Raw genomic sequence first — 25857 nt, forward strand, 5'->3', positions numbered from 1 at the left:
GGCCCTTGGAGCGGGTGACGGCACGCCCACGGCGGGCTGCCCGGCACCCTCTCGTCGGGGTCGTGGCCTACCGTGGCGTCGCCGAGGGCGTACGCGCAGCAACCGCGTGGCCCGGCGCCGGACGGACGGCGCCTGCACCGAGCAGCACCGACAGGAGCACCGTGGCCCCCACGAAGACCGCGAACAACGGCACCGAGACCGCCGGCCGGACCGCCGGTGGCACCAGCACCCCTGCCCGCCGCCGCACCGCGGCCGCCGGCGGTGGGCGGCCGTTGGTCATCGTGGAGTCCCCGACCAAGGCCGGGAAGATCGCCGGCTACCTGGGCAACGGCTACGTCGTCGAGGCCAGCGTCGGGCACATCCGGGACCTGCCCCGCAACGCCGCCGACGTGCCCGCCGAGCACAAGGGCGCCTCGTGGGCCCGGCTCGGGGTGGACGTCGACAACGGGTTCGAGCCCCTCTACGTGGTCAGCCCGGACCGCAAGCAGCAGGTCGGCCGGCTCAAGCAGCTGGTCAAGGACGCCAGCGAGGTCTACCTCGCCACCGATGAGGACCGCGAGGGCGAGGCCATCGCCTGGCACCTGGTCGACACCCTCAAGCCGCGCGTGCCGGTGCGCCGCATGGTGTTCCACGAGATCACCCCCGAGGCGATCGCCCGCGCCGTGGCCAACCCGCGCGAGCTGGACACCGCGCTGGTCGACGCCCAGGAGACCCGCCGCATCCTCGACCGGCTCTACGGCTACGAGGTCAGCCCCGTGCTGTGGAAGAAGGTGCTGCCCAAGCTCTCGGCCGGCCGGGTGCAGTCCGTGGCCACCCGGATCGTGGTCGAGCGGGAGCGGGAGCGGATGGCCTTCCACGCCGCCGACTACTGGTCGCTCGAGGGCACCTTCGCGGTCACCGGCCAGCGGGCCGCCGCCGACGAGGGCGAGCCGACGACCCTGCGGGCCAAGCTCGTCAGCGTCGACGACAGCCGCGTGGCCACCGGCCGCGACTTCGACCCCGCCACCGGCCGGGTCACCGGCGACGTCGTGCACCTCGACGAGGCCGGCGCCCGCGGGCTGGCCGCCCGCCTCGAGGGCCGCCAGGTCACCGTCAGCCGGGTCGACGAGAAGCCCTACCGGCGCCGTCCCTACGCCCCGTTCACCACCTCGACCCTGCAGATGGAGGCCGGGCGCAAGCTCGGCTGGTCCTCCGCCCAGGTCATGCGGGTCGCCCAGCGGCTGTACGAGAACGGCCACATCACCTACATGCGGACCGACTCGACCAACCTCTCCAACGAGGCGATCAACGCCGCCCGCACCCAGGCGCGGCAGCTCTACGGAGACGCCTTCGTCCCCGCGGAGGCACGTCGGTACGCGAAGAAGGCCAAGGGCGCCCAGGAGGCGCACGAGGCCATCCGCCCCGCCGGAGACAACTTCCGCACCCCCGGGCAGCTCGCCGGTCAGCTGGCCCGCGACGAGTTCCGCCTCTACGAGCTGATCTGGCAGCGCACGATCGCCTCCCAGATGGCCGACGCGGTCGGGCAGACGGTGAGCATCCGGCTGGCCGGGCGCAGCAGCACCGACGAGGCGGTCGAGTTCACCGCCAGCGGTCGCACCATCACCTTCCCCGGGTTCCTCCGGGCCTACGTCGAGTCGCGAGACGAGGGCAGCGCGGGCGACGACGACCAGGGCAGCGACGACGCCGAACGCCGGCTGCCGCGGCTGGAGCGTGGCCAGCAGCTGGACACGCGGGCGCTGGAGGCCAAGGGGCACACGACCACGCCGCCGTCCCGCTACACCGAGCCGAGCCTCACCGCCCGGCTGGAGGAACTCGGGATCGGCCGGCCGTCGACCTACGTCTCGATCCTGCAGACCATCCAGGACCGCGGGTACGTCTGGAAGAAGGGCGCCGCGCTGGTGCCCACCTTCGTGGCCTTCGCCGTGGTGAACCTGCTCGAGCAGCACTTCGCCCAGCTGGTGGACTACGACTTCACCGCGAGCCTGGAGGAGGAGCTCGACGAGATCGCCGCGGGGGACCTGCGCCGCGTGGACTGGCTGACCGAGTTCTACTTCGGCGGTGAGGGCCGGCACGCCGGTGCGATCGCGCAGGCCGGCGGCCTCAAGCAGGTCATCGGCCAGCGGCTGGAGGAGATCGACGCCCGCGGGATCAACTCGATCCCGCTGCGGGCCACCGGCCCCGGCGGTGAGCCGGTCGTCGTCCGGGTCGGCCGCTACGGCCCGTACCTGCAGGTCGGCGGCGAGGAGGGGCCGCGGGTCAGCCTACCGGAGGACCTCGCGCCCGACGAGCTGACCCAGGAGAAGGTCGAGGAGCTGCTCGCCGCGCCGTCCGGCGACCGCGAGCTGGGCACCGACCCGGAGTCGGGACTGCCGGTCGTGGTGAAGGCCGGCCGGTACGGCCCCTACGTCACGACGGTGGTCCCCGAGGGCAGCAAGGACGCCCCGCGGACGGCGAGCCTGTTCTCGTCGATGTCCCCGGAGACGGTCACCCTCGACGACGCGCTCAAGCTGCTCACCCTGCCCCGCACGGTCGGTGTCGCGCCGGACGGCGAGGAGATCCAGGCACTCAACGGCCGCTACGGGCCGTACCTGAAGAAGGGCAGTGACAGCCGCTCGCTGGAGAACGAGGGCCGGCTGTTCACCGTCACCCTCGACGAGGCCCTGGCGATCTTCGCCCAGCCCAAGCAGCGCGGACGCCGGGCCGCCGCCGCCCCGCTGAAGGAACTCGGCAACGACCCGGTGAGCGAGGGCGCGATCACCGTCCGCGAGGGCCGGTTCGGTCCGTACGTCACCGACGGCGAGACCAACGCCAGCCTGCGCAAGGGCGACGACGTCGAGACGATCACCCTCGAGCGTGCCGCGGAGCTGCTCGCCGACCGGCGGGCGCGGCCGACGACGAAGAAGGCCACCAAGAAGAAGGCCGCCGCGAAGAAGACCCCCGCCACCAAGACGGCCGCCGCGAAGACGACGGCCAAGAAGGCGACGGCCAAGAAGGCGACGGTGAAGAAGGCCGCGACGACGACGGCGGCCGCCGGCACCGACGCCGTCCCCGCCGGCTGAGGCCCGGGGTGCCGACCGGGGACCTCGACCCGACGGTCTGGCAGGAGCGGCGCCAGTCGTTCGGCTCCGTCGCCGCCGGGTACGCGGAGCTGCGGCCGAGCTACCCGGCCGACGCCGTGGCCTTCCTCCTGGGGGAGCAGCCCCGGCGCGTGCTCGACCTGGGCGCCGGCACCGGGCTGCTCACCGGCGTCCTCCTGGCCGCCGGCCACGAGGTGGTCGCCGTCGACCCCGCCGAGGGGATGCTGGCCGAGCTGCGCACCCGCCACCCGGGTGTCGTGGCTGTCGCCGGCGGTGCCGAGGCCGTCCCCCTGCCGGACGCCGCCGTGGACGCGGTCGTCGCCGGGCAGGCCGCGCACTGGTTCCAGCCGATCCCGGCGGCCGCGGAGATGCGCCGGCTGCTGCGCCCGGGCGGCGTGGTGGGGTTGGTCTGGAACACCCGCGACGAGCAGGTGCCGTGGGTCGGCGCGCTCGGCCGGGCACTGGCCGCGGAGTCCCGCGACCACGAGGCCGACCAGCGCGTCGTCGACGACTTCGCCCGGGAGTTGGGGGCGCGGGTCGAGCGCTTCCGGTCGGGCGTCGTCCAGCGGATCACCCCGGAGCAGGTGGTCGGCGGCATCGCCACCCGCAGCTACGTCGCCACCATGGACGACGCACGGCGCGAGGCGTTCCTCGCCGAGGTCCGCGACGTGCTCGCCACCCACCCCGACACCCGGGGCCGCGAGCTGGTCGACCTGCCCTACCGGACCGACGCCTACCGGCTCGTGCCGGGCTGAACCGGTTGACCCGGTGGGATCGGCTGACCCGGCGGGACCGGCGGGGCGGCGCCGTCGGCGATGGCCCGCAGCGCGGCGACGTGGGCGCCGAAGGCCTCCCGGCCGCGCCGGCTCAGCCGCAGCCAGGTGCGCGGCCGCTTGCCCACGTAGCCCTTGCGCACCTCGACGTAGCCGGCCTTCTCCAGAGCGCTCACCGTCTTCGACAGCAACGAGTCGCTGACCTGGACACCGTCGCGGACGAACCCGAACTCCGCCTCCTCGGCCGAGGCCAGCGTCGCCATCACCGAGAAGCGCACTGGCGCGTGGATGACCTCGTCGAGGAGGTGCCGCGGGTGCTCGGTGCTCACCGCGGCAGCTCGCGCCAGGCGCCGACGAGACACGGCACCGCGACGAGGACCGCCAGCGGCGCCCAGAAGCTCCAGCTGCGGGCCAGGCCGGACTCCAGCCCCACCGCCAGCCCGACGGCGAACACCACCGCCCAGCCGCCCATCGCCAGGCCGAACCGGCGGGCGAACCCGTGCCGGGTGGAGCGCCGGCCGGCGACCAGCGCCAGCACCGCGCCGAGCACGGCCAGCACGAAGACGACCCCGGCGGCCAGCACGCCGCGGTCGCCGTCCGCGACCGGCTGGGCGAGGAAGAACCCGGCACTCGCGCACCCCAGCGTGGCGAGGAACCCCGACGACGCGGGGCTGGCCTCCCGGCGCACCCGGGCGTCGGCCGCGGCGGCCTCGGCGAGCAGCGCGGCGGCGGACTGGGGCGTGGGGGCGGTCATCGGCTTCCCTCTCCGGCGGCGGGTGGCGACACCCTGGCAACTACTTTCCCGCTCGTCAAGTAGTTGCCACCGCATCGGCGGTCAGCCCGGCCGGAAGCCGACGGAGAACACCCGCCGGAAGGGCAGCAGCGTCGTGCCGTCGTCCCGAGGCGGGTAGGCCGCCCGCAGCGCGGCCGCGTACTCCGTCTCGAACTCGGCGGCGTCGTCCTCCTCGAGCAGGGCGAGCACCGGGCGCAGCACCGTGCTGCGCACCCAGCCGAGCACCGGGTCCTGCCCAGTGAGGACATGCAGGTAAGTGGTCTCCCACGCGTCCACGGCCAGCCCGGCCCCGGTGAGGACGTCGTGGTAGCCGGCGGGGTCCAGCACCGTGTCGGGCGCCGGAGCGGCGGTCGCGAGCGTCGCCGTCCAGCGGGGCGAGCGGCACAGGTCGGCCAGCAGCGCGTGCGTCGGTGCCCGCCAGTTGCCCGGCACCTGCATGGCCAGCCACCCGCCGGGTGCCAGCTGCCCCGCCCAGCGGCGCAGCAGCTCCACGTGCCCGGGCACCCAGTGCAGGACGGCGTTGGTCACGAGGACGTCGACCGGCTCCGCGGGGCACCAGGTCCGCACGTCGCCCAGGCGGAAGGCCAGCCGCTCCGGAGCGGCGTGGGCCCTCGCCACGGCCAGCATCTCCGAGGAGGAGTCCACCCCGGTCACCCGCGCGCCGGGCCACCGCGCGGCCAGCGACGCGGTCAGGGCGCCCTCCCCGCAGCCCAGGTCGACGACGACCCGCGGATCGCGGGCGCCGATCCGGCCGACCAGGTCGGCGAACGGCCGCGCCCGCTCGTCGGCGAAGCGCAGGTAGCCGGCAGGGTCCCACGCACCGGTGCTCGTCACGGTCCGACCCTAGGGCCGCGGCGGCACGGGACGGTCGGTGCCGGCCGGTACCGTGGCGCCCGGTCCACCCGCCCCACCCCACCTCCGGGAGCCCGCGATCCCCGTGTCCGACGACGGCCCGCTCTCCCTGCCCGTCGCGGCCGACGGCGCCGCGGCGCCCGGCCTGTTCGTCGCCTTCGAGGGCGGCGAGGGAGCGGGCAAGTCCACCCAGGTGCGGCTGCTGTGCGAGTGGCTGACGGCCGCGGGGCGCCACTCGAGGTCGACCTTCGAGCCGGGCGGGACGCCGGCCGGCGCGGCGATCCGCGCGATCGTGCTCGACCGCGCCCACACCGGCCTCTCGCCGCGTGCCGAGGCCCTGCTGTACGCCGCCGACCGCGCCCAGCACGCCTCCGCCGTCCTGCGCCCCGCCCTCGAGGCCGGCGAGGTCGTCGTCACCGACCGGTTCATCGACAGCTCGCTGGCCTACCAGGGCGCCGGGCGCACCATCCCGCTCGAGGACGTCGCGGCCATCTCGCGCTGGGCCACCGGCGGGCTGCGCCCCCACCTCACCGTGCTGCTGGACCTGTCGCCGGAGGTGGGGCTGGCCCGGGCCCGGGGGCGGGCAGCCGCCGACCGGCTCGAGTCGGAGTCGCTGGACTTCCACGAGCGTGTGCGGGCGACGTTCCTGGCACTCGCCGCGGCCGACCCCGGCCGCTACCTCGTCCTCGACGCCACCCGCGGCGTCGAGGAGCTGGCCGCCGACGTCCGGGCCCGGGTGGGCGCGCTGCTGGGGGAGCGGGCGTGACGGTCTGGGACGACGTGATCGGCCAGCCCACGGTCGTCGAGGAGCTGCGCGCCGCGGTCGCCGACCCGGCCGCGATGACCCACGCCTGGCTGTTCACCGGCCCGCCCGGCTCCGGCCGGTCGGTGGCCGCGCGCGCCTTCGCCGCCGCACTGCAGTGCGCGAACGGAGGGGACGGCACCTGCCACGACTGCCGCACGGTGGTCGCCGGCACGCACGCCGACGTGAACCTCATCGTCCCCGACGGGCTGTCGATCGGTGTCACCGAGGCCCGCGAGTTGGTCCGGGTGGCCGGCCGGGCGCCGTCCCAGGGTCGCTGGCAGGTGATCATCGTCGAGGACGCCGACCGGATGAGCGAGGCCGCGGCCAACGCGGTGCTGAAGATGATCGAGGAGCCGCCGCCGCGGACGGTGGTGATGCTCTGCGCCCCCAGCCTGCACCCGGACGACGTGTCGGTGACCATCCGCTCGCGGTGTCGGGTCGTGAGCCTCCGCACGCCGTCGGTGGACGCCATCGCCGACGTGCTCGTCCGCCGCGACGGCGTGGACCCCGCGCTGGCGGCGTGGTCGGCGGCCGCGGCGGGAGGCCACGTCGGCCGCGCCCGGCGGCTCGCCCGGGACGAGGACGCGCGGCTGGCCCGCAAGGCGGTGCTCGACATCCCGCTGTCGCTGGTGTCGCTCGCCGCCTGCCTCAACGCCGCGGACGACCTCGTCGGCGCGGCCCAGGAGGAGACCGACGCGGCGACCGAGGCCCTCAACGGCGCCGAGACCGAGGCGCTCAAGGCCAGCCTGGGCGTCGGCGCCCGAGGGCCTGGCGTGGTCGCGGCCAGCCGGGGCAGCGCCGGCCAGCTCAAGGAGCTCGAGAAGAGGCAGAAGTCCCGCGCCACCCGCATCGGCCGCGACTCGCTCGACCGGGCCCTGGTCGACCTGGCCGGGCTCTACCGCGACGCGCTGGTGCTCGACGCCGCGACGGCCGAGCCGTTGCCCCTGAACCACCCCGACCGCCGGGCCGACGCCGAGGAGCTGGCGCGGCGGATCGGCGCGGAGGGGGCGCTGCGGCGCATCGACGCCGTCCTGGCCTGCCGGGTCGCGCTGGAGCAGAACGTGAAGCCGCAGATCGCGGTGGAGGCGCTCACCGTGGCGCTGCGGCTGCCGGCATGACACACCCGCCCCTGCGCGGGGACGGCGCGGCCGTCACGTAAGCTGTTCGCCGCACGCCCGCCGCCTTAGCTCAGTCGGTAGAGCATCTCACTCGTAATGAGAAGGTCGTCGGTTCGATTCCGACAGGCGGCTCAGCACACAGCGGGCCCGTCCACCAGGACGGGCCCGCTGTGTCGTTCCGGGGGCTGTCCCGCGACCGGACCGCGAACGCCGACGGCGGTGCACCCGCTGAGGGGTGCACCGCCGTCGGCGTCCGTCGTGCGCTCGGCGGCCGCTCGGAGAGGGCCAGCGGCAGCGGGTGGGGTCAGTGGTGCCCGTTCTCCTGGGCCCGCGCGAGCGAGGCGTGGATCTCCGCCTCGGCCTCCGCGCGGCCGACCCACTCGGCGCCCTCGACCGACTTGCCGGGCTCGAGGTCCTTGTAGGTCTCGAAGAAGTGCTGGATCTCCAGCCGGTCGAACTCCGACACGTCGTGGATGTCGGTGAGGTGGGCCATGCGCGGGTCGGTGGCCGGCACGCAGAGGACCTTGTCGTCCCCGCCCTTCTCGTCGGTCATCCGGAACATGCCGATGGCCCGGCAGGTGATGAGACACCCGGGGAACGTCGGCTCGTCCAGCAGCACCAGGGCGTCGAGCGGGTCGTCGTCCATGCCCAGGGTGTTCTCGATGTAGCCGTAGTCCGCGGGATAGCGGGTGGAGGTGAAGAGCATCCGGTCCAAGCGGATGCGTCCGGTGGCGTGGTCCAGCTCGTACTTGTTCCGCTGGCCCTTCGGGATCTCGATCGTCACGTCGAACTGCACGGGTCGTAGTGTGGCTCACCGGACCCCGGGCGACCGCCGGAGGTCGTTCCAGGGGGTGGGCACCATCGCGTCGAGCGGGTCGGCGACCGTCACGCCGAAGTACTCACGGTTGCGTCGCCGGCTCCTCCTCGGCCTCGTCGTGGTGCTACTCCTGGTCGCCGGCGGCGTGTGGCTCCTGGTCGCTCCCGGGTCCGGGGACGGCGGGACGGCGGACGAGCCGGGCGTCGCCGAGGCCCGGCTGCCCGACGTCGAGGCCGCCGCGCCGGTGCTGGCCGCGCTGGGATCGGAGGCGCCCGCGCCGGACGCCGACGTCCTGGCCGCCGACCTGGAGCCGCTGCTGGCCGCGCCCGCCCTCGGCGCCGGCGTCTCGGCGTCCGTCGTCGACGTCGCGACCGGCGAGCTGCTGCTGGACCGGGACGCCGACACCCCGGCGGTCCCCGCCTCGACGGCGAAGCTGCTCACCGCCGTCGCCGCGCTGACCACGCTGGGCCCGGAGACCACCTTCGAGACGACGGTCGTGGCGGGGGAGGCCCCGGGCGAGGTCGTCCTCGTCGGCGGCGGCGACCCGACGCTGTCGACCACCGCGCCCTCCCTGAGCTACCCCGGCGCGCCGACCGTCGCCGACCTCGCCGCGCAGGTCCGCGCCGCCCTGCCGTCGGGCACCCAGGTCACCCGCGTCGTCGTCGACAGCTCGCTGTTCACCGGGCCCCTGACCGCCGCCGGCTGGGGTCCCGGCGACGCGCCCTCCAGCTACGCCGCCCCGGTCACCGCCACAGCGGTGGACGGCGCCCGCGTGCGCCCCGGGGAGCCCCCGCGCAGCGGCCAGCCGGGTCTGGACGCCGGCGCCGCGCTCGCCGACGCCCTCGGCGTGCCGGGCGCGACCATCGCCCTCGACGTCGCGCCGGAGGGCGCCGAGACGCTCGGCACGGTGCACTCCGCGCCGGTGGCCCGGCTGGTGGAACAGGCGCTGTCCCAGTCCGACAACCTGCTCGCCGAGACCCTGGCCCGCCACGTCGCCCTCGCCCGCGACCTGCCGGCCACCTTCGAGGGGTCCGCGGACGCGGTGACCTCGGCGCTGGCGGCGGCCGGCCTCGACGTCGCCGGGGTGACGCTGCTCGACGGCAGCGGCCTGTCCCAGGACGACCGGGTGCCCGTCGACCTGCTCACCGACCTGCTCACCGGCGCGGCCGACGGCACCCTCTCCGAGGCGACGGCGGTGCTGTCCGGGCTGGCCGTCGCCGGTTACGACGGCACCCTCGCCGACCGCGGCGACGAGGACCCCCGGACCGCACCCGGCACGGTGCGCGCCAAGACCGGCACGCTGCTCGGCGTCCACGCCCTCGCCGGCACGGTGGTCACCGTGGAGGGGCGGCTGCTGACCTTCGCCGTCGTCGCGGACGGCGCGCCGGGCGACGGGCAGGCGGCCGAGGACGCCCTGGACGACGTCGCGACCGCGCTGGCCGGCTGCGGCTGCCGCTGAACGGCCTCGTCCCGGGACCGCCCTGAGCGCGCGAGGGGTGGGGAGGGCGAGGCCCTCCTACGAGGCGTGGGAGGAAGGGTGGTCCTCTTTCCGCGTACGGTGAGGCGATGAGCAGCGCCGCCTCGATGGTCGACTGGGAGCTCGCCGGACGCACCGCCCGCCGCCTGGTCGGCCCGGGTCCGGAGACGACGCGGGAGGAGGCCGCCGCCGTCGTCCGCGAGTTGCACGAGGCCGCCGCCACCGCCGTGGCCCACGTCGAGCGGCTGACCGGTCTGCAGGCGCTCCCGTCGGGCCCGGTGCCCGAGGTCGCCGTCGTCGACCGTCCCGGCTGGGTGGACGCGAACGCCGCGGGGATGGCCGCGCTGATGGACCCCCTGGTCGAGGCGCTCATGGCCCGGCAGGACTCCCGCCCCGGCCCGCTGGCCACCGCGATCGGCTCGCGGGCCACCGGCGTGCAGGCCGGCGGGATCCTCGCCTTCCTGTCCTCGCGCGTGCTGGGCCAGTACGAGGTGTTCGGCACCGGCGGCCGGCTGCTCCTGGTCGCGCCCAACATCGTCGACGCCGAGCGCCGCCTGGGCGTGGACCCGAGCGACTTCCGGCTGTGGGTGTGCCTGCACGAGGTCACCCACCAGCTGCAGTTCACCGCGTTCCCGTGGCTGCGCGACCACCTCGAGGCGCAGGTGGCGGAGTTCGTGGCGGCCACCGACCTCGACGCCGACGTCCTGCGCGACCGGCTGCGCGACGTCCTGCGCGGCATCGGCGACGCCGTCCGTGGGGGTGAGGGCAGCGACGACAGCGGCCTCATGGCGCTGGTCCAGGACCCCCGCCAGCGCGCCGTCCTCGACCGGGTCACCGCGGTGATGAGCCTGGTCGAGGGGCACGCGGAGTACGTCATGGACGGCGTGGGGCCCGACGTCGTCCCATCGGTGAAGACGCTGCGCAAGCGGTTCGCGCAGCGGCGCAAGGGCCGTGGCCCGCTGGACCGCGTGCTGCGCCGGCTGCTCGGGCTGGAGCAGAAGATGAAGCAGTACGCCGACGGGCGGCACTTCGTCGGCGGCGTCGTCGACCTCGTCGGCATGGAGGGCTTCAACCGTGTCTGGTCGGGGCCGGGGACGCTGCCCCGCATCGAGGAGCTCACCGACCCGGCCCGCTGGGTGGAGCGGGTGCACGGCCGCCCCGCCATCGTCGCCGGGGGCTCGTGACCGCCGGCGAGGGGTAGCGGTGTCCGGCCCGCCGCCGGCGGTCGCCCGGATCCGCAGCGCGGTGCGTCCCGGCCTGACGGCGTCGACGGCCCCGGTGCTGGTCGCCGTCAGCGGGGGAGCGGACTCCCTCGCCCTGGCCGCGGCCGTGGCGTTCGAGGCCCCGCGCGCCGGCGTCCCCGCCGGGGCGGTGACCGTCGACCACGGGCTGCAGCCCGGGTCGGCCGCCCGCGCCGAGGCCACCGCCGGGCTGTTGCGCGGCCTGGGCCTGGACCCGGTCTCCGTCGTCCCGGTTCACGTCGGTGCGGACGGCGGTCCCGAGGGCGCGGCCCGCGCCGCCCGGTACGCCGCGCTCGCCGAGGTCGCGGCGCGCGGCGGTGCCCGCGTGGCCCTCGGCCACACCCTCGACGACCAGGCCGAGACCGTGCTGCTCGGGCTGGGCCGCGGCTCGGGGCCGCGCAGCGTCGCGGGGATGGTCGAGCACCGCGGGCACTGGTGGCGGCCGCTGCTCGGCGTGCGCCGGGAGACCACCCGCGCCGCCTGCGCCGACCAGGGGCTGCCCGTGTGGGAGGACCCGTGGAACACCGACCCGGCGTACACGCGCGTGCGGCTGCGCACCGAGGTGCTCCCGCTGCTGGAGGAGGTGCTCGGGGGCGGCGTCGCGCCCGCCCTCGCCCGCACCGCGGCGATGCTGCGGGAGGACCTCGACGCCCTCGACGACCTGGCCGCCGCCGAGCTGTCCCGGCTGGCCGGCGCCGAGTCACCCCCCGCCGACCCCGTCCCGGCCCGCGACCTCGCCGCCCTGCCCCCCGCCCTCCGGCGCCGCGTGCTCCGGGGCTGGCTGCGCGGCGCGGGCGTGCCGGACCTCCAGGCGGTGCACCTCGCCGCCGTCGACGCCCTGCTCACCCGGTGGCGCGGGCAGGGCCGGGTCGACCTACCGGGCGGTGCGGGGGTGGTCCGGGCGTCTGGCAGGCTCGTGGTCCTGCCCCCGGATGCGCGGGGCTCCTGATCCGCACCACCTGAGGAGCGCGACACGTGAGTGAGCAGGCCAGCGGCACCGCAGAGCTGGGCAACCACCACGGCTACGGCCCCGACATCGACCACGTGCTCCTCAGCGAGGAGCAGATCCAGGCCAAGATCGCCGAGCTGGCCGCCCGGATCGCCGAGGACTACGCCGGCAAGGAGGTCCTGCTGGTCGGCGTCCTCAAGGGTGCGGTGCTCTTCATGAGCGACTTCGCGCGGGCGCTGCAGCTGCCCACCCAGATGGAGTTCATGGCCGTGTCGTCCTACGGCTCGGCCACCAGCTCCTCCGGCGTCGTCCGCATCCTCAAGGACCTCGACCGGGACATCAGCGACAAGCACGTCCTGGTGATCGAGGACATCATCGACTCCGGGCTGACCCTCTCCTGGCTGCTCAAGAACCTCGGCAGCCGCCGGCCGGCGTCCCTCGAGGTGTGCGCCCTGCTGCGCAAGCCCGACGCGGTGAAGGTCGAGGTGCCGGTCCGCTACATCGGCTTCGACATCCCGAACGAGTTCGTCGTCGGCTACGGCCTGGACTACGCCGAGCGCTACCGCGACCTGCCCTACATCGCCACGCTGCGCCCCGAGGTGTACTCGTCCTGACGTCGGCCTCCGGCCGACACCGCGGCCAGCGGCCGGCGCTGAGCCCCTGCCCGTGTCCCGGTCGGGGAACCCTCCGGGCCCCCGCGACCGGTCCACCCCGGCCCAGGTGCCGTCCCCGGCTCCCGTAGGGCCGTGGCCACGGCCGTCCCGGGCTGCGCTGAGCCGCTGCGGTGTGCGCTGACGGCGGCTTCCCCGACCGGGGGACGTGCAGGCGCTTCGCGGCTCGCGCACAGCTGTCGTCCAGGGTCCCCGGTGTACCGTCGATCGCAACGACGCTGCACGAGCGCCGGGGTGCCCGCCCGGGTCGCCGAAGCGTCCCCGCGGACGATCAGGAGGGTGGACGGGCCAGGCCGGACCCCCGGCCGCCCGGCATCGGTGTATGGAACGTAAGAAGATCTTCCGCTCCGTGTGGTTCTGGGTCGTCCTCGTCGTCCTCCTGGCGTTGGCGTTCTCCTCGCTGTTCCGCGGCAACGGTGGCTACCAGGAGGTCAGCACCGCGACCGCGCTGGAGCAGATCACCGGCGGCAACGTCGAGTCGGTCACGATCAACGACAAGGAACAGACGCTCGACCTCGACCTGACCAACGCGGTCGACGGCAGCGACAAGATCACTGCGTCCTACCCGATCGGCGCGTCGGACGACATCTTCGACCTGGTCTCCGGCCTGAACGGCGACGGGGGCGGCGTCGACTTCAACACCAACGTCACGCAGGACAACGTCCTGGTCAGCATCCTGATCAGCTTCCTGCCGTTCGTGATCCTCCTGCTGCTGCTGTTCTGGCTGTTCAACTCCATGCAGGGCGGCGGCCGCGGCGTCATGGCCTTCGGCAAGTCCAAGGCCAAGGTGGTCAGCAAGGACACCCCGAAGACGACCTTCGCCGACGTCGCCGGCGCCGACGAGGCGATCGAGGAACTGCACGAGATCAAGGACTTCCTGGCCAACCCGGTCAAGTTCCAGGCCGTGGGCGCCAAGATCCCCAAGGGCGTGCTGCTGTTCGGCCCGCCCGGCACCGGCAAGACGCTGCTCGCCCGCGCCGTCGCCGGTGAGGCCGGGGTGCCGTTCTTCTCGATCTCCGGCTCGGACTTCGTCGAGATGTTCGTCGGTGTGGGCGCCAGCCGCGTCCGCGACCTGTTCGAGCAGGCCAAGCAGAACGCGCCGGCGATCATCTTCGTCGACGAGATCGACGCCGTCGGCCGGCACCGGGGCGCCGGCATGGGCGGCGGCCACGACGAGCGCGAGCAGACGCTCAACCAGATGCTCGTCGAGATGGACGGCTTCGACGTCAAGGGCGGCGTCATCATGATCGCCGCCACCAACCGGCCCGACATCCTCGACCCCGCCCTGCTGCGCCCGGGCCGCTTCGACCGGCAGATCGCCGTCGACCGCCCCGACCTCGAGGGCCGCAAGGCGATCCTCTCCGTCCACGCCAAGGGCAAGCCGCTCGCGCCCGACGTCGACCTGGAGACCGTCGCCCGCCGCACCCCCGGCTTCACCGGCGCCGACCTCGCCAACGTGCTCAACGAGGGCGCGCTGCTCACCGCCCGCAACAACGGCACGGTCATCACCGACGCCACCCTCGAGGAGGCGATCGACCGCGTCATCGCCGGCCCCGAGCGCAAGACGCGGGCGATGAGCGAGAAGGAGAAGAAGGTCACCGCCTACCACGAGGGCGGGCACGCCCTCGTGGCGCACGCGCTGCCCAACCTGGACCCGGTGCACAAGGTGACGATCCTGCCGCGCGGCCGCTCGCTGGGGCACACGCTCGTGCTGCCGACCGAGGACAAGTACACGCAGACCCGGTCGGAGATGATCGACACCCTCGCCTACGCCCTGGGCGGGCGGGCCGCCGAGGAGCTGGTCTTCCACGAGCCGACCACCGGCGCGGGCAACGACATCGAGAAGGCCACCTCGCTGGCCCGCGCGATGGTCACCCAGTACGGCATGAGCGCCAAGCTGGGCGCGGTCAAGTACGGCAGCAACGAGTCCGAGCCGTTCCTCGGCCGGGACATGCACACCCGGCCGGACTACTCCGACGCCGTCGCCGCGGACATCGACGCCGAGATCCGCGCGCTCATCGAGGCCGCCCACGACGAGGCCTGGGAGATCCTGGTGGAGTACCGGGGGGTCCTCGACCAGCTCGTGCTGGAGCTGATGGAGAAGGAGACCCTCTCCAAGGAGGACATGGCCCGCATCTGCGAGCCGGTCACCAAGCGGCCCTCGCTGGCGCCGTACAACGGCTTCGGCAAGCGGACGCCCTCGGACCAGCCGCCGGTGCTGACCCCCGCCGAGCGGGCGGCGCAGAACGGCAGCGGCCGGATCGGCGGCGGCTCCACGGCGGTCGGTGACGTCGGCGCACCGGTGCAGCGGTGAGTGAGCTCCTGGCGCCACGGACGCGGTCGACGGGCGCCGGCGGGGTGGCGGCGTGAGCGAGGTCCCGGCGGAGCCGGACGATCTGCTCCTGCGGCGACCGCCGAACTCCGGCGTCGACCAGGAGCGGGCCGAGGCCGCCGTCCGTGAGCTGCTCATCGCCGTCGGGGAGGACCCGGACCGGCCCGGGCTGAAGGACACCCCGGGCCGGGTCGCCCGCGCCTACGCGGAGACCTTCGCCGGCCTGTGGCAGGACCCCGCCGACGTCCTCGCGACCACGTTCGACGAGGACCACGACGAGATGGTCCTGGTCAAGGACATCCCGATGTACTCGACCTGCGAGCACCACCTGGTGCCCTTCCACGGCGTCGCGCACATCGGCTACATCCCCGGCGACGACGGCCGGGTGACCGGCCTGTCGAAGCTGGCGCGGCTGGTGGAGGTCTACGCCCGCCGCCCGCAGGTGCAGGAGCGGATGACCAGCCAGATCGCCGACGCGCTGGCCGAGGTCCTCAAGCCGCGCGGGGTGCTGGTCGTCATCGAGGCCGAGCACCTGTGCATGGCGATGCGCGGCATCCGCAAGCCCGGCTCGACGACGGTCACCTCCGCCGTCCGCGGGATCTTCCGCGACAACCCGGCCACCCGCAGCGAGGCGATGAGCCTCGTGCTGGGGCGGTGACCGCCCTCGAGCTGCCCCGCCCCGGCCACTGCGTGGTCATGGGGGTCCTGAACGTCACGCCCGACTCGTTCTCCGACGGCGGCTGCTTCGCCGACGCGCACTCGGCGGTCGCGCACGGACTGGCCATGCACGCCGCCGGTGCCGACTACGTCGACGTCGGCGGGGAGTCCACCCGCCCCGGCGCCGACCGGGTGGACACCGACGAGGAGTGCCGCCGGGTGCTGCCCGTCATCCGGGAGCTCGCCGACGCCGGGGTGCGGGTCAGCGTCGACACCACGCGCGCCGAGGTCGCGGAGGCCGCGCTGGGCGCCGGCGCCACCCTGGTCAACGACGTGAGCGGCGGGCTGGCCGACACCGGCATGGCCCGGCTGGTCGCCGACGCCGGCGTGCCCTGGGTGCTCATGCACTGGCGCGGGCACAGCCGGGAGATGTACGCCGCGGCCCGCTACGGGGACGTCGTCACCGAGGTCTGCGCGGAGCTCACCGCCCGCGTGGAGGACGTCGTCGCCGCGGGGGTGGCGCCCGAGCAGCTGGTCCTCGACCCCGGGCTGGGTTTCGCCAAGCGGGCCGAGCACAACTGGCGGCTGCTCGCCGGCCTCGACCGCATCGTCGGCCTCGGCCTCCCGGTGCTGGTCGGCGCCTCCCGCAAGACCTTCCTCGGCCGGCTGCTGGCCGACGCCGAGGGCACCGTCCGCCCCGCCGAGCAGCGGGACGCCGCCACCCTGGCCACCACCGTGCTCGCGGCCGAGGCCGGCGCCTGGGGGGTGCGGGTGCACGACGCGGCCGCCTCCGCCGACGCCGTCCGCACCGTCGCCGCCGTCCAGGCCGCCCGCCGTGAGGGGAGCACCCGTGGCCAGTGACCACCCGCCCCGCCGCCCCGACCGCATCGCCGTCCACGGCATCACCGCGCACGCCCACCACGGCGTCTACGACTGGGAGCGAGAGAGGGGCCAGACCTTCCGCGTCGACGCCGTTCTCGAGCTCGACACCGCCCCCGCCGCGGCCGGTGACGACCTCGAGAAGACGGTCAACTACGCCGAGCTGGCCCAGCAGCTGCACGCCGTCCTCACCGGGGAGCCGGTGGACCTGCTGGAGACCCTCGCCCAGCGCCTGGCCGACGTCTGCCTCGCGTCCGCGCTCGTCGACGCCGTCGAGATCACCGTGCACAAGCCCGACGCCGACCTGGGGGTGCCCTTCGACGACGTCAGCGTGAGCATCCGCCGCGAGAAGCGGGCATGAGCCGCGCCGTCCTCTCCCTCGGCGCCAACCTCGGCGACCGCGCCGCCGCGCTGCGCGGCGCCATCACCGCGCTGGCGGACGACGGCGTGCTCGTCGCCCGCTCGACGCTGTACGAGACGCCGCCGTGGGGGCCGGTCGAGCAGCCCCCGTACCTCAACGCGGTCGTCGTGGTGCGCGGCGACCGGGACGCCGCCGGGTGGCTGGCCCGCGCCGCCGAGCTGGAGCAGGCCGCCGGGCGCACGCGGGAGGTGCGCTGGGGCGCGCGCACCCTCGACGTCGACGTCGTCACGGTCACCGGGGACGACGGGCAGCCGGTGCTCTCCGACGACCCGGTGCTCACGCTGCCGCACCCGCGCGCGCACGAGCGGGCGTTCGTCCTCGTGCCGTGGCTGAGCCTGGACCCCACTGCGGAGCTCCCCGGCCACGGGCGCGTCGCCGACCTGCTGGCCGCGCTGCCGCCCGAGGACGTCGCGGCCGTCGTCCGCTGGGACCACCTCCGGTGAGGCCGGTGTCCCGGCGGGACCTCGCCGTCCTGGCCGCCGGCCTGGCCGTCGCGACCTGGCTGGTGGTGCGGACGGCGTACGGGTCGCTGCCCGGGCTGAGCTGGTGGCTGCCGGTGCCGCTGGCCGTCCTGGCCGTGGCCGAGCTGCTCGGCGCCCGCACCCTGCGGGCCCGGCTGGCCGCCCAGCGCGACCGCCGCCCACCGGCCGAGCGGGGCACCGCACCCCCGGTGCGGCCCGTCGAGCCGATGCTGGTGGCCCGCGCCGCGGTGCTCGCCCAGGCCAGCGCCTACGTGGGCGCGGCGTTCGTCGGCATCTGGCTGGGCGTGCTCGCGCACGTGGCGCCGGCCGTGTCGCGGCTCGAGGCGGCGGCGGGGGACACCGTCGCCGCCGTGGTCGGCGTGGCCTGCGCGGCGGCCCTGCTCGGCGCGGCGCTGTGGCTGGAGTCGGTCTGCCGCATCCCGCCGTCGAGTCAGGACGACGAACCGCCCGCGGCGGCGCGCGGCTGAGACCCGCCGGTCAGGACGACGACGCGACCGACCGGCGCTGTGCCGCGTGCAGGGACCCGGGCGTGAGGACGCCCAGGTAGCGGTCGCCGTCGACGACCGCGACCCAGCCGGCGTCGGACTGCAGCATTGTCGCCAGCGCCGTCTTCAGCGGCGCGCCGACCGGCACCGTGTCCCCGCCCGGGGCCATCGCCGAGGCCACGGTCCCGGCCCCGGCCGCCCGCGAGGCGGGCAGCCACCCGGCCGGCCGCGCCCCGTCCAGGACCACCGCCCACGCGGCGCCGGCCCGGTCCAGCACCGCGCCGGCGTCGGCCAGCCCGTCGTCGGCCCGCAGCACCGGCGGCTGCTCCAGGTCGGCGGCGTCGACGGCGGTCACCGCCAGCCGCTTGAGCCCGCGGTCCGCGCCGACGAAGTCGGCCACCCGGTCGTTGGCGGGGCGCCCCAGCAGCTCGGCCGGCGGCGCGAACTGCTCGACCCGGCCGCCGCTGCTCATCACCGCGATGCGGTCGCCGAGCCGCACCGCCTCCTCGATGTCGTGGGTGACGAACACGATCGTCTTGCGCACCGTCTCCTGCAGCCGCAGGAACTCCGTCTGCAGCCGCTCGCGCACCACCGGGTCGACGGCGGAGAACGGCTCGTCCATCAGCAGGACGGCGGGGTCGGCGGCCAGGGCGCGGGCCACCCCGGCCCGCTGCCGCTGCCCGCCGGAGAGCTGGGCGGGGTAGCGGTCCCCGTGGACGGCGGGGTCGAGGCCGACCGTCGTCAGCAGTTCGTCCACCCGGTCGCGGGTGCGCCGCTTGTCCCACCCCAGCAGGCGCGGGACGGTGCCGACGTTGGTGCGCACCGTCTGGTGCGGGAACAGGCCCACGCTCTGGATGACGTAGCCGATGCGGCGGCGCAGCCGGTCGGCGTCGGCGCGGGTGACGTCCTCGCCGCCGATCAGGATGCGGCCGGTCGACGGCTCGATGATCCGGTTGATCATCTTCATGGTCGTCGTCTTGCCGCAGCCCGACGGCCCGACCAGCACCGACAGCTCCCCGGCGGCGAGGGTCAGGTCGAGCTCGGCGACGGCGACCGTGCCGTCCGGGTAGACCTTGCTGACCCCCTCCAGGCGGATCTCCTGGGCGACGCCGTCCCCGGTGGGCGCCGGGCGTGCCGTGGTGGGGACGGGCGGAGCGGCAGTAGCGTCCACGACGTGGCCTCCCTGGGTGCTCGTCCCCTGCTGGGCGCGGCGAGCGACCCGGGTTCGCAGGTGCTCGCGGCGGACGGGGCGCCGAACCCCTGGTTCGACCCGTCGTACGTGACCGACAACTGGTCCACCATTGTGGGCCACCTCGGCCAGCACGTCAGGCTGACGGTCGGCGCGGTGCTGCTGGGGGCGCTGCTCGCGCTGCCACTGGCGCTGCTGGCCCGGCGCACGCGCCTGCTGTCGGGGCCGGTGCTGGGGTTGTCGTCGGTGGTCTACACGATCCCGTCGCTGGCGATGTTCTCGTTCCTGGCGCCGGTGACCGGGCGGCTGTCGGCCACGACGGTGCTCATCGGCCTGACGCTCTACACGCTGGTCATCCTGGTGCGGAACTTCCTCGCCGGGCTGCAGGCGGTGCCGGACGACGTCCGGGAGGCGGCCCGGGGGATGGGGTACGGCCCGGCCCGGCTGTTCCTCCAGGTCGACCTGCCGCTGGCCCTGCCCGCGTTCATGGCCGGGCTGCGGATCGCCACGGTCTCCACCGTCGCGCTGGTCACCGTGGGTGTCATCACCGGCAACGGCGGTCTGGGGCAGCTGATCGTCGGTGGGTTCAACGCCAACTTCTACCGCGCCGAGATCGTGACCGGCGCGGTCGGCTGCGTGCTCCTGGCCCTGCTGGCCGACGTGCTCCTCGCCGGGGTGGAGCGAGTGCTGACGCCGTGGACGAGGGCGCGCGCATGAGCGCCTTCGGCGACGCCGTCGTCTACCTCAACGACCCGCTGAACTGGACACGCCGCGGCGGCATCCTCGACCTGCTCGTCCAGCACCTCGCCGTCTCGGCGGCCGCGGTGCTGGCCGCGGCCGTGGTCGCCCTCCCGGCCGGCGTCCTGCTGGGCCGCAGCGGGCGCGGTGCCGGCGGCATCGTCGTGCTCTCCAACGTCAGCCGGGCGGTGCCGACCCTCGCCCTGCTCACCGTCTTCGCGGTGACCCCGATCGGCTTCAGCGACGCCGCGACGATCGTGGCGCTCGCGGTGTTCGCCGTCCCGCCGATGCTCACCAACACCTTCGTCGGCTTCCGCGAGGTCGACCGGGACGTCCAGGAGGCGGCCCGTGCGATGGGCATGAGCGGCGGCCAGATGCTCCGCCGGGTGGAGTTCCCCCTCGCCCTGCCGCTGGTCATGACCGGCGTCCGGACGGCGGCGGTGCAGGTGGTCGCGACCGCGACCCTGGCCGCGCTGGTCGGCGGGGGAGGGCTGGGCCGGGTCATCAACCTGGGCTTCGGCCAGCAGGACCTCGGCCAGATCATCGCCGGGGCGGTGCTCGTGGCCGCGCTTGCCCTGCTCACCGAGCTCGTGCTGGTGGTGCTGTCCTGGGCGGTCACCCCCGGGCCGCGCCGGCTGCCGCTGCTCGGCGTCCGCCAGGGGCAGGCGGGGCAGCCGGAGCCGACGGCGTCCGGCGTCCCGCTGTGAGCGGCTGACCAGGACCGCTTCGTAACAACCGGGCAACAGCTGCCGCTGCGGGTTGGTCCCCGAGCGGGCGGCAGAGTTGCATGTCCGTCGCGGGGCTCCTCCCGCCAGACACGCGTCGCGGCCGGTCGGCCGCACGGGACACAGAAGGCGGGCGACATGCGCAGCCGTACCCGGATCCTCCCTCCCCTCACCCTCGCGGCGGTGCTCCTCACGGCCACCGCCTGCGGTGAGTCCGGCTCGTCGGGCACCAGCGGCGGCAGCGGGAGCGCCGCCTCGGGCGACGCCTGCGCCCCGGTCGCCGGCGACCAGCTCGTGGTGCTCGAGGACGACCGCGAGCTGCAGAACGCCGACAACGTCGTCCCCGCCGTCAACGCCGCGACGGCCCAGGCCAACCCGGCGCTGCTGGCGGCGCTGAACGCGGTCTCCGCGGCCATGAGCACCGAGGACCTCATCGAGCTCAACGCCGCGGTCGACGTCGACCGGCAGAGCGCCGAGGACGTCGCCGCGGGCTGGGTCGAGGACAGCGGCGTGACCGACGGCCTGGAGCAGGGCAGCGGCACGATCGCCGTCGGCGGCGCGAACTTCACCGAGTCGACCGTCCTGGCCAACGTCTACGCCGACGTGCTGGGCGCCGCGGGCTTCGACGCCTCCGTGCGCGAGGTCGGCAACCGCGAGCTGTACCTGCCCGCGCTGATCTCCGGCTCGGAGATCCAGGTCTTCCCCGAGTACCTGTCGACGGTCACCGAGTTCCTCAACCGCCAGGTCAACGGGGCCGACGCCGAGCCGGTGGCCAGCGGCGACGCCCAGGCGACGGTGACCGCGCTGCAGCCGCTGGCCGAGCAGGTCGGGCTGGTGTTCGGAGAGCCGTCGGAGGCCGCCGACCAGAACGCCTTCGCCGTCACCCAGGAGTTCGCCGACGGCCTCGGCGTCACCACGCTCTCGGAGCTGGCCGACGCCTGCGGCGACGGCTCGCTGGTCCTGGGCGGGCCGGCCGAGTGCCCCGAGCGGCCGTTCTGCCAGCCGGGCCTGGAGGAGACCTACGGCCTGCAGTTCGCCGAGTTCCGCGAGCTGGACGCCGGTGGCCCGCTGACCAAGGCCGCCATCCAGCAGGGCGAGGTCTCGATCGGCCTGGTCTTCAGCTCCGACGGGGCCCTGGCCCAGTAGGACGACCCCGTCCCCCCACCCTCCGCACGCTCACGGGTGGCCCCTGAACGGGGCCACCCGTGCGGCGCCCTCTTGGGACGTGATCAGGGGCCTGCGCACCGTTACCCTGGAGCCCATGCCGGCCGACCGGGACGACGCGCGCACCGGTCGCTCCTCCGGGGCGCCCCCGGGCCTGCGCGCGGCCGGCCTGGCCGCCGGGTTCCTGCTCGCCGTCGCCGCCACGGTGGTCGTCTTCGTCACCGACGACCCGCAGGTCCTGCGGCTGGCGGTCGTGGGCGCCGCCTGGGCGTTCGTGCTCGCCGCGCTGGCGGGCTCCCGCCGGACCGGCGGCGGCGAGCCGGCCGACCGGCTGGACCTGGCCGCGGTGGAGCGCGCGGCCGCCGAGCGCGAGGCGGAGCTGCGGCTGGCCTACGAGCTCGAACTGGAGCGCGAGGTCGCTGCGCGCCGGGAGGCCGAGCTGCGGGCCGAGAACGACGTGCGCCGCGGGACCGAGCAGGCGATCCGCACCGAGCTCGACGCGCTGCGACGGGACCTGGCCCAGGTCCCCGAGCTGCGCCGCGACGTCGCCGCACTCGGGGAGCTGCGTGCGGGGCTGTCCCAGCTCGGCGACCTCCGGGGCGACCTCGCGCAGCTGACCGAGCTGCGTGCGGACGTCGGCCGACTGCGCACCGAGCTCACCGAGCAGCTGTCCGGGGAGATGCTCGTCGAGCGGATCATGCTGCGCACCCAGTCCTCCCGCACCGTCCCCGGGACGACGGAGCCGCCGGCCACCCGCACGATCGACGCCGCGGGCTGGTCCGGGCCGGTGTCCGAGCTCACCGCGGCCCGTCCGGCCGTGCGGCTGGAGGACCTCCCCGGCGACGGCCGGACGCGGCAGACCGACGCCGTGCGTGCCGGGCAGCCGACTGCCGCCTCCGCCGCGACTCCGCCTCCGCCGCCGCTGGACTGGCTGGCGGAGCGGGCCCTCGTCGAGCCGGGGGAGGCCGACTCCGCCCGCCGGTCCCGGCACGTCGCGGTGGCCGGCCCGCCCCGGCCGCAGCCGACCCGCCCCCCGGTGGAGGCGCCGGAACCCGAGCGGCGTCGCCGTTCCACCGACGAGCCGCCCGGCCGGCCGCCGGTGCCCGCGGAGCGGCCGACCGAGCAGCGTCCGGCCCTGCGGCCGGACGGCTCGACGCCCGCGTGGTCCGCGGCGCCGGCCGCACCCGCGGAGCCGGAGACGGGGTCGTCGCGGCTGGCGGAGATCCTCGCCGAGAACGGCGCCCCGCCGTCCGGAGGCCGCCGCCGGCGCCGCTACCGCGAGGACGGCGACGGCGACGACGTCCTCTCCCGGGTCCTCGGCGGAAACTGACGCCGGCTCTGCCGGGCCCGCCCGTTCCGGGCCCCGCGCAGGGCCCCGCCGCGAGCGTGCGAGTGGTGGGGGGCGAGGGGGTCCTCTTTCAGGCCGGGCCGCGCGACAGCGCGCCGCCGTCGAGGACCAGCGTCTGGCCGGTGACCCAGCCGGCGCCGTCCCCCAGCAGGTAGGCCGCCGCCTCCCCGACGTCGGCCGGCTCCCCGAGCCGGCCGACCGGGTACTGCGCGCTCACCTCGGCCTCCCGGCCCTCGTACAGGGCGGTGGCGAAGCGCGTGCGCACCACCGCCGGCGCGACCGCGTTCACCCGCACCCGCGGGCCGAGCTCCACCGACAGCTGGGTGACCAGGTTGATCAGTGCGGCCTTGCTCACGCCGTACGCGCCGATCATCGGCGAGGCCTTGAGCCCGGCCACCGACGCCACGACGAGGACCGAGCCGCCGTGCTCGGCCATCCACGCCCGCCAGGCCTCCTGCACCAGGCCGAGGGTGGAGACGACGTTGGTGTCGAGGATCTTGCGGAACCCGTCGAGCGGCAGGTCGACCAGCGGGCCGTAGAGCGGGTTGATCCCGACGTTGCCGACCAGCATGTCCAGGCCGCCGAAGGTGTCGACGGCGGTGCGCACCGCCTCGGCCCGGTGCTCGGGGTCCGCGGCGTTGCCGGCGACGGCGACGGCCACGTCGGGGCCGCCGAGGTCGTGGACCGCCTCGGTGAGGGCGTCGGCCTTGCGGGCGGTCACCACCACGCGCGCGCCGCGGTCGACCAGGCTCCGGGCGATCGCCAGCCCGATGCCGCGGCTGGCGCCGGTGACCAGTGCGGTCCGTCCCTCGAGGGTGCCCACGCGTCTCCTCCTGCAGTCGTCCGGGGTGCCGGCGCACACCGTAGGTGACCCACCGCACAGGGCGCAGGCGTTGCACCGGCCGTCTCCCGGTCACACACTCGCCTTCGGCGTTCCACCCGCGTGACACACCCGGTCGCAGCGGGGCCGGCGCCGGCCCGCACCACCAGCACGACCCGAGGGCCTCCAACGGAGGGGGCCACGACCTGTAGTCCGGTACCCGCGAGGGACTGGAACGAGAGGTGCACCGATGCCTGCTGCCCGCAGGACCCCGCGTGCTGCCGGTCTCTTCCCGGCTGACACCGCTCCCGCCCGTCTCCGCGTCGGCGTCGTGGGCGCCGGACGCGTCGGCGCCGTCCTGGGCGCCGCTCTCGCCGCCGCCGGCCACGACGTGGTCGCCGCCGCCGGTCTCTCCGCCGCCTCCGCCGAGCGCGCCGCCCGGCTGCTGCCCGGCGTGCCGCTGCTGCCCACCGACGAGGTGGTCCGCGCCGCCGACCTCGTCGTCCTGGCCGTCCCCGACGACACCCTCGGCGGACTCGTCGCCGGCCTGGCCGAGACCGGCGTCTGGCGGGCCGGTCAGCTCGCGTTCCACACCTCCGGCGCGCACGGGCTGGCGGTCCTCGCCCCCGCGGCCCGGGCCGGCGTCCTGCCCCTGGCGCTGCACCCCGCGATGACCTTCACCGGCGCCGCCGAGGACGCCGACCGGCTCGCCGGCGCCCCGTTCGGCGTCACCAGCGCCCCCGAGCACCGCCCCGTGGCCGAGACGCTGGTGCTGGAGATGGGCGGCGAGCCGTTCTTCGTCGCCGAGGCCGACCGGCGGCTGTACCACGCCGCGCTGGTCACCGGCGCCAACCACCTGGTCACCCTCGTCGCCGAGGCCGCGGACCTGCTCCGCACCGCCGGCGTGACCGAGCCCGCCCGCGTGCTGGCCCCGCTGCTCACCGCGGCGCTCGACAACGGCCTGCGCCGCGGCGACCGCGGCCTGACCGGGCCGGTCAGCCGGGGGGACGTCGGCACCGTCAGCGACCACCTCGAGACGCTGACCGACCGGGCGCCGGAGACCGTGGCCGCCTACGTCGCCATGGCCCAGCGCACCACCGAGCGCGCCCTGGCCGCCGGGCGGCTCAAGCGCCACGAGGGCGCACCGCTGCTCGACCTGCTGTACGAGGCCGGCGACCCCATGAGCTCGCGGTGACCGTCCCGCACGTCGCCGAGACCACCGCCGAGCTGGCCCGCCTGCGCGCGCAGCTGCCCGGCCCGGTGGCGCTGGTCCCGACCATGGGCGCGCTGCACGAGGGCCACCGGACGCTGGTGCGCGCCGCCCGCGAGCGGGCCGGCAGCGTCGTCGTCTCCGTCTTCGTCAACCCGACCCAGTTCGGTCCGGGGGAGGACTTCGACCGCTATCCCCGCACGTGGGACGCCGACCTCGCCGCGCTGGCCGAGGAGGGCGCCGACGTCGTCTTCCACCCGCCGGTGGAGGAGGTCTACCCGCCCGCGGCGCTCGGTGTGACCGTCGACCCGGGCGCGCTCGGCGACGTCCTCGAGGGCGCGGTCCGGCCCGGTCACTTCGCCGGCGTCCTGACCGTCGTCGCCAAGCTGTTCGGGCTGACCCGGCCGGACCTCGCGTTCTTCGGCGAGAAGGACTACCAGCAGCTGACGCTCATCCGCGCCATGGCCCGCGAGCTGGCCCTGGGCCCGGAGGTCGTCGGCGTCCCGACCGTCCGGGAGGACGACGGCATGGCGCTGTCCTCCCGCAACCGCTACCTCAGCCCGGAACAGCGGGCCACCGCCGCGTCGTTGTCCCGGGCGCTGCGTGCCGGTGCCGCGGCCGGGCCGCACGGTGCCGACGCCGTCCTCACCGCCGCCCGCGAGGTGCTGGCCACCGCCCCGGAGCTGGTGCCGGACTACCTCGAGCTCACCGACCCCGACCTCGGCCCGGCCCCCGCCGCCGGTCCGGCCCGCCTGCTGGTCGCTGCCCGCGCCGGCACCACACGACTCCTCGACAACACCGCTGTCCGACTGGGGGACCCGTCATGATGCGCAC

General features: G+C 75.5%; 26 protein-coding genes and 1 tRNA gene. 21 read left to right on the forward strand and 6 right to left on the reverse strand.

Translation table 11 applies throughout. The annotated features are described in order from the left end of the window. Positions 1-161 precede the first annotated feature (161 nt). Complete coding sequence (gene topA, locus ACI78Q_RS01195; RefSeq protein WP_456921476.1) at positions 162-3059, forward strand: type I DNA topoisomerase; 2898 nt, start codon at positions 162-164, stop codon at positions 3057-3059. Positions 3060-3067: 8 nt separating this feature from the next. After that, positions 3068-3832 (forward strand): class I SAM-dependent methyltransferase, encoded by a 765-nt coding sequence (locus ACI78Q_RS01200; protein WP_456921477.1) that lies wholly within the window; start codon positions 3068-3070, stop codon positions 3830-3832. Here ACI78Q_RS01200 and ACI78Q_RS01205 read toward each other — a convergent pair. From ACI78Q_RS01205 to ACI78Q_RS01215, 3 genes are all read right to left on the reverse strand, one after another. Continuing rightward, positions 3811-4179, reverse strand: a complete 369-nt coding sequence (locus ACI78Q_RS01205; protein ID WP_456921478.1) for a winged helix-turn-helix domain-containing protein — start codon at positions 4177-4179, stop codon at positions 3811-3813. The genes ACI78Q_RS01200 and ACI78Q_RS01205 overlap by 22 nt on opposite strands. After that, positions 4176-4604: a hypothetical protein gene (locus ACI78Q_RS01210; protein ID WP_456921479.1), complete on the reverse strand. Its 429-nt coding sequence runs from the start codon at positions 4602-4604 to the stop codon at positions 4176-4178. Before ACI78Q_RS01210 ends, ACI78Q_RS01205 begins: the two co-directional genes overlap by 4 nt. A gap of 81 nt (positions 4605-4685) precedes the next feature. Beyond that, on the reverse strand, positions 4686-5477 hold the full coding sequence (locus ACI78Q_RS01215; RefSeq protein ID WP_456921480.1) for a trans-aconitate 2-methyltransferase: 792 nt from the start codon (positions 5475-5477) through the stop codon (positions 4686-4688). A gap of 103 nt (positions 5478-5580) precedes the next feature. Here ACI78Q_RS01215 and tmk point away from each other — a divergent pair, with 103 nt between their 5' ends. The 3 genes from tmk to ACI78Q_RS01230 all read left to right on the forward strand — a co-directional run bounded on the left by tmk (position 5581) and on the right by ACI78Q_RS01230 (position 7550). Continuing rightward, on the forward strand, positions 5581-6261 hold the full coding sequence (gene tmk / locus ACI78Q_RS01220; RefSeq protein ID WP_456921481.1) for a dTMP kinase: 681 nt from the start codon (positions 5581-5583) through the stop codon (positions 6259-6261). Further along, positions 6258-7418, forward strand: coding sequence for a DNA polymerase III subunit delta' (locus tag ACI78Q_RS01225; RefSeq protein WP_456921482.1), 1161 nt, complete (start codon positions 6258-6260; stop codon positions 7416-7418). Before tmk ends, ACI78Q_RS01225 begins: the two co-directional genes overlap by 4 nt. A 59-nt stretch (positions 7419-7477) precedes the next feature. Continuing rightward, positions 7478-7550: transfer RNA gene (locus ACI78Q_RS01230), tRNA-Thr, on the forward strand. 172 nt (positions 7551-7722) lie between these two features. On the opposite strand, the gene ACI78Q_RS01235 is transcribed toward ACI78Q_RS01230, so the two are convergent. Then, positions 7723-8214: an inorganic diphosphatase gene (locus ACI78Q_RS01235; protein WP_456921483.1), complete on the reverse strand. Its 492-nt coding sequence runs from the start codon at positions 8212-8214 to the stop codon at positions 7723-7725. A 55-nt stretch (positions 8215-8269) separates the two neighbouring features. On the opposite strand from ACI78Q_RS01235, the gene dacB reads away from it, so the two are divergent. The 10 genes from dacB to ACI78Q_RS01285 all read left to right on the forward strand — a co-directional run bounded on the left by dacB (position 8270) and on the right by ACI78Q_RS01285 (position 17811). Further along, positions 8270-9694 (forward strand): D-alanyl-D-alanine carboxypeptidase/D-alanyl-D-alanine endopeptidase, encoded by a 1425-nt coding sequence (gene dacB / locus ACI78Q_RS01240; RefSeq protein ID WP_456921484.1) that lies wholly within the window; start codon positions 8270-8272, stop codon positions 9692-9694. Between the two features lie 107 nt (positions 9695-9801). Further along, on the forward strand, positions 9802-10896 hold the full coding sequence (locus ACI78Q_RS01245) for a zinc-dependent metalloprotease (RefSeq protein ID WP_456921485.1): 1095 nt from the start codon (positions 9802-9804) through the stop codon (positions 10894-10896). Between the two features lie 19 nt (positions 10897-10915). Then, the gene (gene tilS, locus ACI78Q_RS01250; RefSeq protein WP_456921486.1) at positions 10916-11902 is read left to right on the forward strand and encodes a tRNA lysidine(34) synthetase TilS; all 987 of its coding nucleotides are present in this window, start codon (positions 10916-10918) and stop codon (positions 11900-11902) included. A gap of 26 nt (positions 11903-11928) precedes the next feature. Beyond that, entirely contained in the window at positions 11929-12516 is a 588-nt protein-coding gene (gene hpt, locus ACI78Q_RS01255; protein ID WP_456921487.1) for a hypoxanthine phosphoribosyltransferase, read from the forward strand. Positions 12517-12895: 379 nt separating this feature from the next. After that, positions 12896-14887 (forward strand): ATP-dependent zinc metalloprotease FtsH, encoded by a 1992-nt coding sequence (ftsH, locus tag ACI78Q_RS01260; RefSeq protein WP_456921488.1) that lies wholly within the window; start codon positions 12896-12898, stop codon positions 14885-14887. Positions 14888-14939: 52 nt separating this feature from the next. After that, entirely contained in the window at positions 14940-15563 is a 624-nt protein-coding gene (folE, locus tag ACI78Q_RS01265; RefSeq protein WP_456921489.1) for a GTP cyclohydrolase I FolE, read from the forward strand. Next, positions 15560-16423, forward strand: coding sequence for a dihydropteroate synthase (gene folP / locus ACI78Q_RS01270; RefSeq protein WP_456921490.1), 864 nt, complete (start codon positions 15560-15562; stop codon positions 16421-16423). The genes folE and folP overlap by 4 nt, the downstream gene beginning before the upstream one ends. Beyond that, entirely contained in the window at positions 16413-16802 is a 390-nt protein-coding gene (gene folB / locus ACI78Q_RS01275) for a dihydroneopterin aldolase (RefSeq protein ID WP_456921491.1), read from the forward strand. The genes folP and folB overlap by 11 nt, the downstream gene beginning before the upstream one ends. Continuing rightward, positions 16799-17305, forward strand: coding sequence for a 2-amino-4-hydroxy-6-hydroxymethyldihydropteridine diphosphokinase (gene folK / locus ACI78Q_RS01280; protein ID WP_456921492.1), 507 nt, complete (start codon positions 16799-16801; stop codon positions 17303-17305). The genes folB and folK overlap by 4 nt, the downstream gene beginning before the upstream one ends. 5 nt (positions 17306-17310) lie before the next feature. Further along, positions 17311-17811, forward strand: a complete 501-nt coding sequence (locus ACI78Q_RS01285; protein ID WP_456921493.1) for a DUF3180 domain-containing protein — start codon at positions 17311-17313, stop codon at positions 17809-17811. Positions 17812-17821: 10 nt separating this feature from the next. Here the strand turns inward: ACI78Q_RS01285 and ACI78Q_RS01290 are convergent, their stop codons facing one another. Further along, a complete protein-coding gene (locus tag ACI78Q_RS01290; protein WP_456921494.1) occupies positions 17822-19000 on the reverse strand; it encodes an ATP-binding cassette domain-containing protein in 1179 nt (392 codons plus the stop codon). A 3-nt stretch (positions 19001-19003) separates the two neighbouring features. On the opposite strand from ACI78Q_RS01290, the gene ACI78Q_RS01295 reads away from it, so the two are divergent. From ACI78Q_RS01295 to ACI78Q_RS01310, 4 genes are all read left to right on the forward strand, one after another. After that, positions 19004-19735, forward strand: a complete 732-nt coding sequence (locus ACI78Q_RS01295; RefSeq protein ID WP_456921495.1) for an ABC transporter permease — start codon at positions 19004-19006, stop codon at positions 19733-19735. Continuing rightward, on the forward strand, positions 19732-20463 hold the full coding sequence (locus ACI78Q_RS01300) for an ABC transporter permease (protein WP_456921496.1): 732 nt from the start codon (positions 19732-19734) through the stop codon (positions 20461-20463). The genes ACI78Q_RS01295 and ACI78Q_RS01300 overlap by 4 nt, the downstream gene beginning before the upstream one ends. A gap of 156 nt (positions 20464-20619) precedes the next feature. Continuing rightward, complete coding sequence (locus ACI78Q_RS01305) at positions 20620-21627, forward strand: glycine betaine ABC transporter substrate-binding protein (RefSeq protein ID WP_456921497.1); 1008 nt, start codon at positions 20620-20622, stop codon at positions 21625-21627. 115 nt (positions 21628-21742) lie between these two features. Continuing rightward, complete coding sequence (locus tag ACI78Q_RS01310) at positions 21743-22975, forward strand: DUF6779 domain-containing protein (RefSeq protein ID WP_456921498.1); 1233 nt, start codon at positions 21743-21745, stop codon at positions 22973-22975. Between the two features lie 88 nt (positions 22976-23063). On the opposite strand, the gene ACI78Q_RS01315 is transcribed toward ACI78Q_RS01310, so the two are convergent. Next, on the reverse strand, positions 23064-23816 hold the full coding sequence (locus tag ACI78Q_RS01315) for an SDR family oxidoreductase (protein WP_456921499.1): 753 nt from the start codon (positions 23814-23816) through the stop codon (positions 23064-23066). A 247-nt stretch (positions 23817-24063) separates the two neighbouring features. On the opposite strand from ACI78Q_RS01315, the gene ACI78Q_RS01320 reads away from it, so the two are divergent. Both ACI78Q_RS01320 and panC read left to right on the forward strand, forming a co-directional pair. Next, entirely contained in the window at positions 24064-25008 is a 945-nt protein-coding gene (locus ACI78Q_RS01320; RefSeq protein ID WP_456921500.1) for a Rossmann-like and DUF2520 domain-containing protein, read from the forward strand. Further along, on the forward strand, positions 25005-25850 hold the full coding sequence (gene panC / locus ACI78Q_RS01325; RefSeq protein WP_456921501.1) for a pantoate--beta-alanine ligase: 846 nt from the start codon (positions 25005-25007) through the stop codon (positions 25848-25850). Before ACI78Q_RS01320 ends, panC begins: the two co-directional genes overlap by 4 nt. Positions 25851-25857: the final 7 nt, after the last annotated feature.

The sequence above is a fragment of the Geodermatophilus sp. SYSU D00705 genome (assembly GCF_054050135.1).

Bases quoted from the DNA above. Each gene is read 5' to 3' on its own strand.
- ACI78Q_RS01310 (WP_456921498.1), top strand. From the start codon at position 21,743: ATGCCGGCCGACCGGGACGACGCGCGCACCGGTCGCTCCTCCGGGGCG.
- ACI78Q_RS01245 (WP_456921485.1), top strand. From the start codon at position 9,802: ATGAGCAGCGCCGCCTCGATGGTCGACTGGGAGCTCGCCGGACGCACC.
- ACI78Q_RS01210 (WP_456921479.1), bottom strand. From the start codon at position 4,604: ATGACCGCCCCCACGCCCCAGTCCGCCGCCGCGCTGCTCGCCGAGGCC.
- ACI78Q_RS01300 (WP_456921496.1), top strand. From the start codon at position 19,732: ATGAGCGCCTTCGGCGACGCCGTCGTCTACCTCAACGACCCGCTGAAC.
- ACI78Q_RS01305 (WP_456921497.1), top strand. From the start codon at position 20,620: ATGCGCAGCCGTACCCGGATCCTCCCTCCCCTCACCCTCGCGGCGGTG.
- folK (WP_456921492.1), top strand. From the start codon at position 16,799: ATGAGCCGCGCCGTCCTCTCCCTCGGCGCCAACCTCGGCGACCGCGCC.
- ACI78Q_RS01320 (WP_456921500.1), top strand. From the start codon at position 24,064: ATGCCTGCTGCCCGCAGGACCCCGCGTGCTGCCGGTCTCTTCCCGGCT.
- ftsH (WP_456921488.1), top strand. From the start codon at position 12,896: ATGGAACGTAAGAAGATCTTCCGCTCCGTGTGGTTCTGGGTCGTCCTC.